This window comes from Candidatus Arsenophonus phytopathogenicus (assembly GCF_056113345.1).
The window spans coordinates 1191289-1205740 of record NZ_JBUIOB010000017.1 but is presented as its reverse complement, the minus strand read 5'-3'; the positions used below and the strand labels follow the sequence as shown (position 1 = coordinate 1205740).

The 14452-nt window shown below is 39.0% G+C and carries 10 protein-coding genes and 1 pseudogene; 6 read left to right on the top strand and 5 right to left on the bottom strand.

What is annotated here, in order from left to right; genetic code table 11:
• The first annotated feature begins 6 nt into the window (after nucleotides 1–6).
• From lptD to apaH, 6 genes are all read left to right on the top strand, one after another.
• Nucleotides 7–2346: an LPS assembly protein LptD gene (lptD, locus tag AC01GB_RS09795; protein ID WP_474452376.1), complete on the top strand. Its 2340-nt coding sequence runs from the start codon at nucleotides 7–9 to the stop codon at nucleotides 2344–2346.
• A gap of 83 nt (nucleotides 2347–2429) precedes the next feature.
• On the top strand, nucleotides 2430–3731 hold the full coding sequence (surA, locus tag AC01GB_RS09790) for a peptidylprolyl isomerase SurA (protein ID WP_474451683.1): 1302 nt from the start codon (nucleotides 2430–2432) through the stop codon (nucleotides 3729–3731).
• Between the two features lie 5 nt (nucleotides 3732–3736).
• Entirely contained in the window at nucleotides 3737–4726 is a 990-nt protein-coding gene (gene pdxA / locus AC01GB_RS09785; RefSeq protein ID WP_474451682.1) for a 4-hydroxythreonine-4-phosphate dehydrogenase PdxA, read from the top strand.
• The gene (gene rsmA / locus AC01GB_RS09780) at nucleotides 4719–5528 is read left to right on the top strand and encodes a 16S rRNA (adenine(1518)-N(6)/adenine(1519)-N(6))-dimethyltransferase RsmA (protein WP_474451681.1); all 810 of its coding nucleotides are present in this window, start codon (nucleotides 4719–4721) and stop codon (nucleotides 5526–5528) included. Before pdxA ends, rsmA begins: the two co-directional genes overlap by 8 nt.
• Before the next feature lie 23 nt (nucleotides 5529–5551).
• A complete protein-coding gene (apaG, locus tag AC01GB_RS09775; protein ID WP_032114535.1) occupies nucleotides 5552–5929 on the top strand; it encodes a Co2+/Mg2+ efflux protein ApaG in 378 nt (125 codons plus the stop codon).
• A 2-nt stretch (nucleotides 5930–5931) separates the two neighbouring features.
• Nucleotides 5932–6750 (top strand): bis(5'-nucleosyl)-tetraphosphatase (symmetrical) ApaH, encoded by an 819-nt coding sequence (apaH, locus tag AC01GB_RS09770; RefSeq protein ID WP_474451680.1) that lies wholly within the window; start codon nucleotides 5932–5934, stop codon nucleotides 6748–6750.
• A 270-nt stretch (nucleotides 6751–7020) separates the two neighbouring features.
• Here the strand turns inward: apaH and AC01GB_RS09765 are convergent, their stop codons facing one another.
• The 5 genes and pseudogenes from AC01GB_RS09765 to parE form a co-directional block, all read right to left on the bottom strand.
• The gene (locus AC01GB_RS09765; protein ID WP_474451679.1) at nucleotides 7021–7569 is read right to left on the bottom strand and encodes a dihydrofolate reductase; all 549 of its coding nucleotides are present in this window, start codon (nucleotides 7567–7569) and stop codon (nucleotides 7021–7023) included.
• 219 nt (nucleotides 7570–7788) lie between these two features.
• Nucleotides 7789–9204, bottom strand: coding sequence for a cell division protein FtsP (gene ftsP / locus AC01GB_RS09760; protein ID WP_474451678.1), 1416 nt, complete (start codon nucleotides 9202–9204; stop codon nucleotides 7789–7791).
• A gap of 209 nt (nucleotides 9205–9413) precedes the next feature.
• A pseudogene (locus AC01GB_RS09755) lies at nucleotides 9414–10147 on the bottom strand (1-acylglycerol-3-phosphate O-acyltransferase).
• Nucleotides 10148–10179: 32 nt separating this feature from the next.
• The gene (gene parC / locus AC01GB_RS09750) at nucleotides 10180–12453 is read right to left on the bottom strand and encodes a DNA topoisomerase IV subunit A (RefSeq protein WP_474451677.1); all 2274 of its coding nucleotides are present in this window, start codon (nucleotides 12451–12453) and stop codon (nucleotides 10180–10182) included.
• Nucleotides 12454–12489: 36 nt separating this feature from the next.
• Nucleotides 12490–14385, bottom strand: a complete 1896-nt coding sequence (gene parE / locus AC01GB_RS09745; protein WP_474451676.1) for a DNA topoisomerase IV subunit B — start codon at nucleotides 14383–14385, stop codon at nucleotides 12490–12492.
• Between the last annotated feature and the right edge of the window lie 67 nt (nucleotides 14386–14452).

Genomic DNA, 14452 nt, shown 5'->3' with positions numbered 1-14452 from the left:
AGAATGATGAAAAAAAGTCACCCGACACTACTTGCTACCATGATTTGGATAGCTGTTCATAGCCAACAAGCCCATGCTGATCTAACAGAACAATGCATGCTAGAGGTACCGGTATATACTAAACCCATCGTGAAAGGTAATCCCAATGATCTACCCATCCATATCACCGCAAAAGATGTGGCTGGTGAATATCCTCATTTCATCGAGTATAAAGGTAATGTAGATATTCAACAAGGTAACCAGACTCTCACCGCCGATGAAGTTAAATTAACCCAAACAGAGACGACAAGTAAAAATCCATTACGTACGATAGTAGCAACAGGAAATTTACATTATGATGATCCACAAATCATCCTAAAAGGGCAAAAGGCATGGTCAAATCTTAGTAATAAAGATACCGATGTCGAAAAAGGTGACTATTTGATGGTCGGGCGTCAGGGTCGCGGCTACGCAAATAAAATGAAATTGCGCGGAGAAAATCGCTACACCATTTTAGAAAAAGGCATGTTTACTGCCTGCCCTCCAGGTAATGATAGCTGGAACGTTGTTGGCTCAGAAGTTATTTTAGATCGCCAAGAACAGGTTGCCGAAATATGGAATGCACGTTTTCGCATTGCTAATGTACCTGTTTTTTATAGCGCTTATTTACAATTACCGATTGGCAATAAACGTCGATCTGGTTTTCTACTACCTAATGGTAGTTATTCTAAAGGTTCAGGCTTAGACTTTGCGCTGCCCTTTTACTGGAATATTGCACCTAACTACGATGCAACCATTACACCACAATTTATGACCTTTCGTGGCGTAAAACTGGATAACGAGTTTCGTTATCTGACGATAGCTGGAACCGGTACCGTTGCCGTTGATTGGCTAAAACACGACCGCAGTTATATTAAAGATAAAAATAGTGGCAAGTATCCCGCTCGTGATAGCGATGATCGCTGGCTTCTATATTGGGGTCATTCGGGCGTACTCAATCAAGTATGGCGTTTTAATATCGATTATACCAAAGTCAGTGATCCAAAATATTTCACTGATTTTACCTCTAAATATGGTAATAGTACTGACGGCTATGCTACTCAGAAATTCAGTGTCGGTTATGCGCAACCTAACTGGAATGCAACCTTAACACATAAACAGTTTCAGGTTTTTGTAGATTTACCGAATAGTAAAGCTTACAAAACTGAACCGCAAGTAGACCTAAATTTTTATAAATATGATCTGGGGCCATTTGATCTGAAAACTTATGCCCAAGCAGCGCGTATTACCAGTGTTGGGGCCAATAATCCTGATGCCACTCGGTTACATATCGAGCCAGAATTGAACCTACCACTAGCAAATGATTGGGCCAGTATTAACAATACTGTAAGGGTAATGGCAACTTATTATAATCAGGATATCCCTGACAAACTGGCTAATGGCACGCTAAAAAAACATGTTACTCGCGTCTTACCGTCAGTAATTTCTGATACGAAACTGGTTTTCGAACGTGACCTGCTGACAAATAGCAATCATGTACAAACGTTAGAACCTCGGGTGCAATATCTTTATATACCTTATCGCGACCAAAGTGATATTAATAGTTATGATTCCTCCTTGCTACAGGCTGACTATAACGGTTTATTTCGTAACCGCATTTATAGCGGCTTAGATCGTATCGCTTCAGCTAACCAATTAACGACCGGTATCACCACGCGTATTTATGATGAAGAATTAACTGAACGTTTTAACTTTTCTGTCGGACAAATATACTATTTTGAGCGGTCCAGCACTGAAGATTCCGATTTACCGATTGAAGATAAAAGTAATACCGGTTCATTATTATGGGCCGGTGATACTTATTTACGCTTAACGGACAACTGGGGACTGCGTGGTGGGCTCCAGTATGATAGACCGCTGGGTGATATTACGATGGGGAATGTTGTGACCGAATATCGCCTGGACTCAGATCGTTTAATTCAGCTAAATTATCGCTTTGTCGATCGCGATTATATTCAAGCAACAGTTAGAAGCGCACCAGCCTTTCAAAAAGGAATTTCTCAAATGGGGCTGGTAGTGAGTTGGCCTTTAGGTGATCGCTGGGGCTTTGTTGGCTCATACTATCATGATCTAAAAGAAAACCAACCCGCCAGTCGATTAATCGATTTACAATATAATACGTGCTGCTGGTCAATTAATATAGGCTATGAGCGTAAAATCGTCGGCTGGCAACAACAAAACTTCAATAGTGACTATGATAATCGCTGGTCAATCAATGTGGAACTAAGAGGCCTAAATAATAATCATAATTTGGGAAGTCAGGATATGCTTGCTAGTGGTATTTTACCTTATCAACGAGCCTTCTAATAAAATTGATATTTTCAACTATCAAATAGAAGAAACCTGAAATAGGATCAAACCTTAATATAATCAAACAAAATGAGAACCTTATGAATTATTGGAGAAAACTGATTATTGGCTTGTTGTTCACAGTTAGCACTACCACACTGGCCGCGCCACAACCATTAGATAAAGTGACTGCTATTGTTAATGATGGCGTTGTGCTACAAAGTGACGTAGATAATATGCTAGATATAGTAAGAATAAACGCCAGAAATGCAGGACAACAAATTCCCGATGAAAATGCATTACGTCACCAAATATTAGAACGCTTGATCATTGACAAAATTATCATGCAAATAGCCGAAAAAATGCAGATCCAGATCCCTGATCAAGCAATAGATGCTACTATCGCCAATATTGCGGCCCAAAATAGATTAACGGTTGGCCAACTACAACAACGATTGTCAATGGATGGCATCAATATACAAAATTACCGCAGCGATGTTCGTAAAGAAATGATGATCGCAGAAGTACGTAGTAATGAGGTTCGTCGACGGATAACCGTCCTGCCGCAGGAAGTAGACTCACTAGCTGCCCAACTTAATTCACAAGCTGGTCAAAATGCTAATGTTAATTTAAGCCATATTTTGATCCCATTACCAGAAAATCCAACTAATGAACAAAGTCAATCAGCGATGACCACAGTAAATAAAATTATCGCCCAATTAAAGCAAGGGACTGATTTTGGTAAGCTGGCCATTACTTACTCTGCCGATCCTAATGCTTTAAAAGGCGGGCAAATGGGCTGGAGTAAAGTTGAAGAATTGCCAACCGTTTTTGCTCAACGAATTCAGCATGCTAAAAAAGGCGATAACATTGGACCTATACGTTCTAGTGTCGGTTTTCATATCCTAAAACTTAATGATATACAAAGTGGCAATATACCGATTTCGGTTACCGAAGTGAAAGCTCGCCATATACTTATTAAACTTTCACCTATTATGAATAGCGAACTGGCATATGCAAAAATACAACAAATTGCACAGCAAATTAAAACGGGTCAAATAACCTTTGCCGAAGCAGCTAAAAAATATTCACAAGATCCTGGCTCTGCATTACGTGGCGGTGAACTTGGCTGGAATATGCGCAATGTTTATGATCCAGCCTTTCGTGATGGTTTAATGCGTTTAAATAAAGGTGAAACAAGTCAACCAATCCAGTCCTCTTTTGGCTGGCATCTTATTCAGCTGGAAGATTCTCGCCAAGTTGATAAAACCGATGTAGCTCAGAAAGATCATGCCTATCGTCTATTATTCAATCGTAAATTTAACGAAGAAGCGCAAATTTGGATGCAAGAACTACGCGCATCTGCCTATGTAAAAATTCTTAATGATAGCGATGCACAGTAATCTTTATGGAAAAAAAAACTAATACTATCGTTCTCACCCCCGGTGAACCGGCCGGGGTAGGCCCTGATCTTTTGATCCAACTCGCTCAACAAAATTGGCCGGTTAGATTAGTTGCTTGTGCTGATCCAGACCTACTAATAAGCCGAGCGGATCAACTCGGCTTAGAATTAACTATTTATTCGCCAGGAACTTCGAATAACAACCAAGCTGCCAAAACATTTACCGTGTTACCGATAAAATTACCTGCGCCGGTCAAAGCAGGCCAACTTAATAAACGAAATAGCACTTATGTAATAGAAACACTTAGCCGCGCCTGCGATGGCTGTATGACTGGTGAATTTTCAGCATTAGTTACTGGCCCTGTTCATAAAGGAATTATCAATGATGCAGGTATTCCCTTTACCGGGCATACTGAATTTTTTGCTGACAGAAGTAAAACAAAAAAAGTCGTCATGATGTTAGCGACAGAAACATTGCGTGTTGCGCTAGCAACAACCCATTTACCTCTCAAACAGGTTCCCGCTGCAATTACTTTTCAAAGCCTACAAGAAGTTATTTATATTTTAAATGAAGAATTAAAATCTAAATTTGGCATTAAAACACCCGCCATCTATATCTGTGGATTAAATCCTCATGCCGGCGAAGGCGGACATATGGGACATGAGGAAATCGATACTATCATCCCAGTTATTGAGAAATTGCGTCATGAAGGATTGCAGCTTTATGGCCCTTTCCCGGCGGATACTCTATTCCAACCCAAATATCTGAACCAAGCTGATGTGATTTTAACTATGTATCACGATCAAGGTCTGCCTGTGCTAAAATATCAAGGTTTTGGCCACGCGGTAAACATTACTTTAGGCTTACCCTTTATTCGTACATCGGTTGACCATGGTACAGCGATCGAGCTAGCAGGAAGTGGGCAAGCAGATGTTAACAGTTTTATAACCGCCTTAAAATTAGCTATTAGCATGATACAAAATAACAATGCATAAACGAATCCATCAAGGGCACTTTGCCCGTAAGCGCTTTGGGCAAAATTTTTTAACTAACCCATTTATTATTGACAATATGGTTACTGCTTTTAACCCAAAGCCTGATCAAGCTATTGTTGAAATTGGCCCGGGTCTAGGCGCCCTAACATTACCTATTAGTGCACTTATAGAGAATATGACGGTAATCGAGTTAGATCGTGATCTTGCCGCCCGTTTAGCTGCACACCCTGCGCTGAGTGCTAAACTAACAATTATAGCAAACGATGCAATGACGATTGATTTTGGCGCAATAGCGAAAGAAAAAGGTCAACCCCTTAGAGTGTTCGGTAATCTTCCTTACAATATTTCAACTCCGCTAATGTTCCATCTTTTTACATATACTAATGCTATTGCTGACATGAATTTTATGCTACAAAAAGAGGTTGTAAATCGCTTAGTCGCAGGACCGAATACTAAAGCATATGGTCGCCTTAGCGTTATGGCGCAATATTATTGTCAGATAATCCCTATCTTAGAAGTATCGCCGTCGGCTTTTTCACCTGCGCCAAAAGTGGATTCAGCTGTCGTGCGTTTAATTCCTCATCAACGAAACCCTTACCCTATTTGTGATGTCAAATTATTAAGTCGTATTACTACACAGGCATTTAATCAACGACGTAAAACTATTCGTAATAGTTTAAGTGATTTATTTAGCGTGCAAAATTTTGAGCAATTAGGTATTGATCCAAATTGTCGCGCTGAAAATATTTCAATAGAAAATTATTGCAAGTTAGCCAGCAAATTGGCTAAAACCTCTCGCTAATAGTGATAAACTTTGGGGGCACTATGCTAAATGAACCTAACATCTGTATACAAGTTCAAAGTGTTTATATTGAAAATCAATCTTTACCGGAAGAAGCCAGATTTGTTTTTGCCTATACGGTTTCTATTCGCAATCTAGGCCGCACGCCGGTACAGCTAATCAGTCGCTATTGGTTAATTACCAATAGTGATGGTAAACGTACCGAAGTACAAGGACAGGGCGTGGTAGGAGAGCAACCTATCATTCAACCAAGCGCCGAATTTCGTTATACCAGTGGTGCTATTATAGAAACGCCAATGGGAACCATGGAGGGCCATTATGTGATGTTAGATAATGATGGTAAAAATTTTTATGTTGATATCCCAGTCTTTCGTCTTGCTATCCCAACAGTTATAAACTAATTATGGCTACTTATCTTATAGGAGATATTCACGGTTGCTATCGTGAACTTAAAGCACTTCTCAAACAAGTGAAATTTGAACCACAAAAGGATGTTTTATGGCTCACCGGTGATCTCGTATCCCGTGGCCCGGATTCACTCAAAGTTTTACGTTACATTAAAACATTAGGCTCATCCGTCAGAATGGTACTAGGTAATCATGATCTCCACCTTATCGGTGTATATGCCAATATTAGCCATAATAAACCCAAAGACAAACTGAAAAAATTACTGACAGCGCCTGATGCTGATGAATTAGTTAATTGGTTACGACGTCAACCATTATTACAAATTGACAATAAGAAAAAAATCATCATGGCACATGCTGGGATCACACCACAATGGGATTTAGCAACAGCACAGATGTGTGCCAAAGAGGTAGAGGCTATTCTTAGTAGTGATAGCTATCCTTTATTTATCGACTCCATGTATGGCGATATACCAAACAACTGGTCACCCAATTTAACAGGGTTATCCCGTTTACGCTTTAGTACTAACGTCCTGACTCGTATGCGTTATTGCTTTCCTGACGGTCAGTTAAACATGACCTGGAAAAATAAACCTGAAAATACACCTCCTCCTTTAAAGCCTTGGTTTGATCTGCCGCGAAAAATACCACCAGAATATGCCATTATTTTTGGTCATTGGGCTTCCCTTGAAGGGAAAGGAACACCTGAAGGCATTTATGGGCTCGATACCGGTTGTTGCTGGGGAGGAAAACTGACTTTATTACGCTGGGAAGATAAAAAATATTTTCACCAGCCTGCATTTACCAAAAGATAACTAATACTATGCTTATTTTGCTATGCAACAAATAATGGAATATAAGTAATAAATTAATTAATTAATTAATTAATTTTGTTTTAATATGACTAAAATAATAGCTATAAAAGCTATTTAAATAGACCCTTATTTATAAATATTTGACTTAAATTATTTAATTAATAATACAAATTTAATTTTTATTTATATATTTAACATCCCCTAATTCAAATTAATAATAAAAAACCGAAGTATTAGCCTTCGATTTTTTATTACCACCAAGAATCTCTCTTAGCTTTGTGAACGGCATTCTAATATTTCAAAACAATAATTATGAGAATTTTTATCATCTGCTTCATGGTATTCAGTAAATACAGAGTCCCATTCATTAGGCTCATAAGCAGGAAAATAGATATCACCAATCACTTCCGCATCTACATGCGTTAAATAAAGACGATTCGCCAGAGGTAAGAATAATTCATAAATTTTCCCCCCGCCTATAATCATTATTTCTTCTACTTCTCCTGCTGCAGCTAGTGCCTCATCAACTGAGTTAACCCAAACAACGCCATTATCATCACTCGAATGAGTATGAGTATGAGTATGAGTATGAGTATGAGTATGAGTATGAGTATGAGTATGAGTATGACTAAGAATAATATTCAAACGTTGAGGTAAAGGTTTACCTATAGATTCATAAGTTATACGTCCCATTATAACTGGCTTATTTAACGTATTACGCTTAAACCAGGCTAAATCACCGGATAACACCCATGGTATTTTATTTTCCAAACCAATCACCTGATCCGCCGCCATTGCTGCGATTAAACTAATATTCATTAGGTCACCATATTGGCATAATAGAAAATTGGATTTTACATTTAATAAATCCAATCACTCTTCGATAAATCTACATTTTTATAAAAACGATCAAATTATTAATTACTATTATATAGATAATTTTAAATAATAAATAACAATCGAAATAACAAAACATAAAATAATACAATCACTTTTTTTATAATCAGCTACAAAAATATTCTATATTATAGAAATAAATTAAGCTGATGGATTGATCACCATCTGCGCAACTGAGCCTTTATCCGCTTTCTCTAAATTTTGACTAAAATACAAAAAAGGAAAATGATCATAAGACGGTTGTAGCATATTAACTAATAATTCACTGTATCCATTTATCCATACTGTATCTTTCCAGCCATAATCTTCCGGCCCTGGTACAACGCCATTATGATTAATAACTTTGAAACGAACACCTTCAATATGAAATGCTTGCGGCTCATGCGCTTTTACCGTCCAGCGTTCCCATGCTCCCTGCTGGGTGATTAAGTCAATACGATTTACATCCCGCATCATACCATTAATGCCAAAAGGTTTGCTAAGGATCACTTCACGATTACGGATCGTCGATGTGATTTGGCTCGTGTCATTAACCAGCGTCTCTGGTAAATTATCTGTTACTAAGGATAATAATCCTGAAGAACAAATGGTTAAAACTTTCGTTGAATTTAATAAAGTTGACGGTTCGAAAAGTCCTTTCATACGATCCATAACCCCTGCTGCTCTTCCAGCCGTTATCGTCAATAACTCTGTTTTGGACATATCAATCAACACTTCTCGACGCTCGCCAGGCGCCATAGGTAATCTTTCGGTACTTACTGGAGCAGGTAGCAGCCCTTGATCACTACCTATCAAATAAAATGGCCGCTTATCACTGATTTCCAATATATAACGCCTTGAATTTGATGTATTAAGCAGCCGTAAGCGGAGCCAGCCGCGAGCAACTTTAATATACGGCTCCTGCACACCATTAACTAATAAAGTATCACCTAAAAAACCTTCAGCTGTTGCTTTATAGTGAGGTACGCCAAAACTATCTAGCCGTTTATCTTGCATAATAATAGGAAAATCATCAACACCATAATGATTAGGAATATTTAAATTCTTACTGGTTTTATCTGACACAATCCACATACCAGCCAAGCCATCATGAATTTGTTTTGCCATCTTACCAGGTGTATTAGCATGATACCAACAGGTCGCAGCCGGTTGGCAGATCGGCAGTACCGGCGACCAATCAACATTGGGTGACATTAATCTTGCCGCCCCACCAATTTGAGTTCCTGGAACTTGCAACCCACTGACTGTCATAGCTACTTCTTCAGAAAGTCGATTGCTATATACCAATTTCAAATCACTACCATTTTCTACTCGAATGGTTGGCCCCAAATAATAACCATTGCAACCAATAGTATTAGTACGATGGCTATCATCAAAAGACCAATAAGATTTTTTCAACGTAAGAAACAGCGGTTGACCGACATGAGATTCCAATAAAGGTGGGATTGGCAATAATGGATACCCTTCATTTTTTTCTGCTCTAACCGCAGCAGTAAGCATAGAAACACTCATAGCTATACTTGATAGCTTAAGAAATCGACGCCGACTTAGTGACATATCTTCTCCACAAAATCATTAATAAGCTAGCGCCATTTATTCTTCATCCAGGAAAGATCCTTATCTTACTATCCGCTAGTAATTGTATTATCACAATTGTTTGATAACTATATTCCATTAAGACGATAGATTGATACAACGCCAAATATTAATATATTGTTAAATATGACAATTTAGAAACTAGTTTGCTTGAAAAATTAACTTAAACTTTATTTCATTTTTTGTTCTATTTCTGCCACTTCTTTATTTAATTCTGCAATTTTAACTTTGAATAAATCATGGCAATATTCTGCTAATTCATGCACGTTTTCCCGATTATACTTTGTTGTATCAATAGGCGGTAGCATTTCGACAATCACTACTCCATTATTCCAACGATTCAGTTTAATGCGCCCTTCTGTTTCAGATAAACAGACTGGTACTATCGGAACCCCAGCTGCAATTGCTGCATAAAATGCACCGGCTTTAAATCGCAGTAAACCTCGACCACGACTACGTGTTCCCTCAGGAAACATCCAAACAGAAATTTTTCTTTTTTTATCTGCTTAACAACCTGTGAAATGGTATTGTGCGCTTTAGTTCGATTAGCCCTATCAATGAGAATATTACCGGCCAACCAATATAGTTGACCGAAAAAAGGGATAAATACTAAACTCTTTTTTCCAACAGTAACGGTATTTGGCTGTACTGCATTTGACATAGTTACCATATCATAGTTATTTTGATGATTACCGATATAAATACTGGGAACGTAATCTTTCACTTCAGAAGGCTCCCGATTAATAATGGTAATACCAAAAACATAAGATAATTTGCCAAACAGTCGGCCAAAGCGCATAACATGGTGTGGATTTCTTGGACTGAATAAGCAATAAAAACAACCTAACAAGCAAACCAATATCGTAAATAGGATCACAATAATAATACGAACAATAGCTAACATATTTACCTCAAGTAATAAGTAACTTCACACACCTATAAAAAAATCAAAAATGATCCATTACTGGGAGGAATTACTTCTATACGCTCAATACTCTGTAATCCACGAGGTAATGAAGAACCTTTACGACCTCGTTCAGCACGATATTTTTGCAAATCTTCTGGATTTAATTTCAGTTTTCGTTTGCCAAAATAGAGGGTAATTGAAGACTGAGGCTGCAAAAACATTAACCAAACTAGCAAATCCTCTCTGCTGGCTGATTGAGCCGCTGCAATATTAATAATTTTATTACCTTTACCTTTAGAGAGCTTAGGGAGATCACTAACAGGAAATATTAACACTCTCCCTGCGTTAGTAATTGCCAATAATAAATCTTGTTGTTCATTATTGACTTCTAATGGCGCCAGTACCTTTGCATTATTAGGTAAGGTAATTAATGCCTTACCTGCTTTATTTTTTGCCACTAAATCGCTAAAAGTACAAATAAAACCATAACCTGCATCCGATGCTAACAAATATTTTTGCTCTTCGGGAGCAGTCAATACATGTTCAATCGTTGCGCCAGGTGGTAATGCCAATTTACCAGTAAGTGGTTCTCCTTGTCCGCGGGCAGAAGGAAGATCAAGCGGATCAAGGGAATAACTACGTCCAGTACTATCAAGGAAAACAACCGGTTGATTCGTTTTGCCCCTTGCTGCGCTACGGAAACCATCTCCGGCTTTATAGTTAAGATTAGTCGGATCAATATCATGACCTTTTGCGCTTCTCACCCATCCCATAACAGAAAGAACAATAGTAACCGGCTCAGAAGGCAAAATATCATGTTCATTCATGGCTTTTGCTTCAATACGCTCCTTAAGTGGTGAGCGACGATCATCACCATAAGTCTGGGCATCGGTTTCAATTTCTTTCTTGATCAAGGTGTTTAAACGACGATCAGAGCCTAAAATAGCTTGCAGTTGATCACGCTCTTTAGCTAATTCATCTTGCTCACCACGTAATTTAAATTCCTCTAGTTTAGCCAAATGACGCAATTTCAATTCCAGAATAGATTCAGCCTGAGTTTCTGAAAGCGCAAAACGGGACACTAATACTGCTTTAGGCTCATCTTCATTACGGATAATATGGATAACCTCATCTATATTAAGATAAGCTATTAATAAACCGTCAAGGATATGTAAGCGTTTTAATACTTTTTCTAAACGATGATTTAAGCGATTGCGTACGGTTTCTCGTCTAAATAATAACCATTCATTTAAAATTTCTACCAGTCCTTTAACTGCCGGACGATTATCCAGGCCAATCATATTCAAATTGACCCGATAACTTCTTTCTAGATCGGTCGTAGCAAATAAATGTGTCATCACTTGTTCTAAATCAATCCGATTACTTCTAGGTACAATCACTAAACGTGTTGGATTTTCATGATCTGATTCATCACGTAGATCTTCCACCATCGGTAATTTTTTGGCACACATTTGTGAAGCAATCTGCTCCAACACCTTAGCACCTGAAACTTGATGAGGTAGTGCAGTAATAACGGCATTGCCATCATCCATTTCCCATACAGCACGTAACCGAATAGAACCACGGCCTGTTTGGTAAATTTTTTGAATATCTTCTTTTGATGAAATAATTTCTGCTTCTGTTGGATAATCAGGAGCGGGAATAAAACCCATCAACATTTTAAGATCAGCTTTTGGATTTTTCAGTAAAGCAACTAACGCTCTTGCTACCTCACGAGCATTATGCGGCGGAATATCGGTCGCCATACCAACGGCAATTCCTGTCGTGCCATTTAGCAGAATATTGGGTAATCTTGCCGGTAGTGTTTTGGGTTCGGTTAATGTTCCATCAAAGTTAGGTGTCCAGGATACCGTTCCCAATCCTAATTCACTGAGTAGCGTTTCAGCATATTTTGACAATCTTGACTCAGTGTAACGCATAGCAGCAAACGATTTAGGATCATCAGGGGCTCCCCAGTTTCCCTGACCATCAACTAATGGATAACGATAGGAAAATGGCTGTGCCATCAATACCATGGCTTCATAACAAGCGCTATCACCATGCGGATGATATTTTCCCAATACATCACCGACTGTACGAGCTGATTTTTTATACTTAGCGGCATTACTCAAACCAAGTTCAGACATGGCATAAACAATTCGTCGCTGAACAGGTTTTAACCCATCACCAATAAATGGCAATGCTCTGTCCATGATGACGTACATGGAATAATTGAGATAGGCATTTTCGGTAAAGGTATAAAGTGGTTGCTGCTCTACACCATCGTGAGTTATCTCACTCATTCATTTGATTCCTTAATCTCTTGTTAACAGTGTCGATTACACTTCAATTTCTATCGCATCGCCTTTATCTTGTAACCAATTTCGACGATCTTCTGCCCGTTTTTTCGCCAATAACATATCCATCATCGCTAGTGTTTCTTGATAATTCTCATCATTAATAATGAGCTGCACTAAACGTCGTGTATTGGGATCAAGTGTGGTTTCGCGTAATTGAGTCGGATTCATTTCGCCTAACCCCTTAAAACGCTGGACATTCGGTTTGCCGCGCTTATAACTTAGTCTGTCGAGGACCGCGGCTTTTTCACCTTCATCGAGGGCATAATAGACTTCTTTACCTAGATCAATACGGTATAAGGGTGGCATAGCAATATAAATATGGCCTGCTTTTACTAAAGCGGGAAAGTGGCGAACAAAAAGCGCGCAGAGTAAGGTTGCAATATGCAATCCATCTGAATCTGCATCGGCAAGAACACAAATCTTACCGTAACGGAGTTGGCTAAGATCATTGCTGTCTGGATCAATACCAATAGCTACTGAAATATCATGGACTTCCTGTGATGCTAAAACCTCATCGGAAGAGACTTCCCAAGTATTCAATATTTTCCCTCTTAGCGGCATAATCGCCTGATATTCACGATCACGAGCCTGCTTAGCCGAGCCGCCGGCTGAATCTCCTTCAACTAAAAATAGCTCAGTAAAATTAAGATCTTGAGAAGTACAATCAACTAACTTGCCGGGTAACGCAGGCCCGCTGGTCAGTTTCTTGCGCACAACTTTTTTCGCTGCTCGCAAACGCCTTTGCGCACTTGAAATGGTGAGTTCCGCTAATTGCTCAGCTTCTTGAACATTTTGGTTTAACCACAAACTAAAAGCATCTTTTACTACCCCGGAAACAAACGCAGCACTCTGGCGAGAAGAAAGACGTTCTTTGGTTTGGCCTGCAAATTGTGGATCTTGCATTTTGACTGATAAGACATAAGCACAGCGTTCCCAAATATCATCACCTGTCAATTTAACACCGCGCGGAAGTAAATTACGGTATTCACAAAACTCCCTCATCGCATCCAGTAAGCCCTGGCGTAACCCATTAACATGGGTACCTCCCTGTGCGGTTGGAATAAGGTTGACATAACTTTCGGTTAATAGTTCTCCACCTTCTGGTAACCAAAGCAGGGCCCAATCGACCATTTCTATTTGGCTGGCAAAATTACCAACAAACGCTTTCTCAGGTAAAGTAACTAAACCATTAACTGCTTCCATTAGATAGTCGGTCAAGCCATCGTTATAACGCCATGTCTGCTCAGTATTATTTATTTTATCCTTAAAAACGATTTCAACACCAGGGCATAGCACAGCCTTGGCTTTTAATACGTGCACTAAACGCGAAATGGAAAAGCGTGGGTTGTCAAAAAAGTGGCTATCAGGCCAAAAACGGACACCGGTACCGGTCGTGCGTTTAGCACAACTACCAATAACCTCAAGTTCCTGAACTTTTTCACCATTTTCAAAAGCAATTCGGTATATTTGGCTATCACGACTAACAGTTACTTCAATACGTTTTGATAATGCATTAACCACTGAAATACCAACACCATGTAGCCCGCCAGAAAATTGATAATTTTTATTAGAAAATTTTCCCCCGGCATGTAACTGCCCCAAAATCAGCTCTACAGCCGGTACCTTCTTTTCTGGATGAATATCAACCGGCATACCTCGGCCATCATCAATCACTTCCAGTGACTGATCTTCATACAAGATTACATCAATACGTTTAGCATAATCGGCAAGCGCCTCATCCACGCTATTATCAATTACTTCCTGTGCCAGGTGATTTGGTCGAGAAGTATCGGTGTACATGCCTGGGCGACGACGTACAGGTTCTAAACCACTGAGGACCTCGATTGCCTCTGCATTATAACTAGATTGAGTCATATTATTTTCTGCGGTAATTGACGATTAATTAGGCAAATAAATGCTGAGATACTGATGATAATAACAG

Coding starts and splice junctions, on each gene's coding strand:
- lptD (WP_474452376.1), top strand. CDS start 7: ATGAAAAAAAGTCACCCGACACTACTTGCTACCATGATTTGGATAGCT.
- surA (WP_474451683.1), top strand. CDS start 2,430: ATGAATTATTGGAGAAAACTGATTATTGGCTTGTTGTTCACAGTTAGC.
- pdxA (WP_474451682.1), top strand. CDS start 3,737: ATGGAAAAAAAAACTAATACTATCGTTCTCACCCCCGGTGAACCGGCC.
- rsmA (WP_474451681.1), top strand. CDS start 4,719: ATGCATAAACGAATCCATCAAGGGCACTTTGCCCGTAAGCGCTTTGGG.
- apaG (WP_032114535.1), top strand. CDS start 5,552: ATGCTAAATGAACCTAACATCTGTATACAAGTTCAAAGTGTTTATATT.
- apaH (WP_474451680.1), top strand. CDS start 5,932: ATGGCTACTTATCTTATAGGAGATATTCACGGTTGCTATCGTGAACTT.
- AC01GB_RS09765 (WP_474451679.1), bottom strand. CDS start 7,569: ATGAATATTAGTTTAATCGCAGCAATGGCGGCGGATCAGGTGATTGGT.
- ftsP (WP_474451678.1), bottom strand. CDS start 9,204: ATGTCACTAAGTCGGCGTCGATTTCTTAAGCTATCAAGTATAGCTATG.
- parC (WP_474451677.1), bottom strand. CDS start 12,453: ATGAGTGAGATAACTCACGATGGTGTAGAGCAGCAACCACTTTATACC.
- parE (WP_474451676.1), bottom strand. CDS start 14,385: ATGACTCAATCTAGTTATAATGCAGAGGCAATCGAGGTCCTCAGTGGT.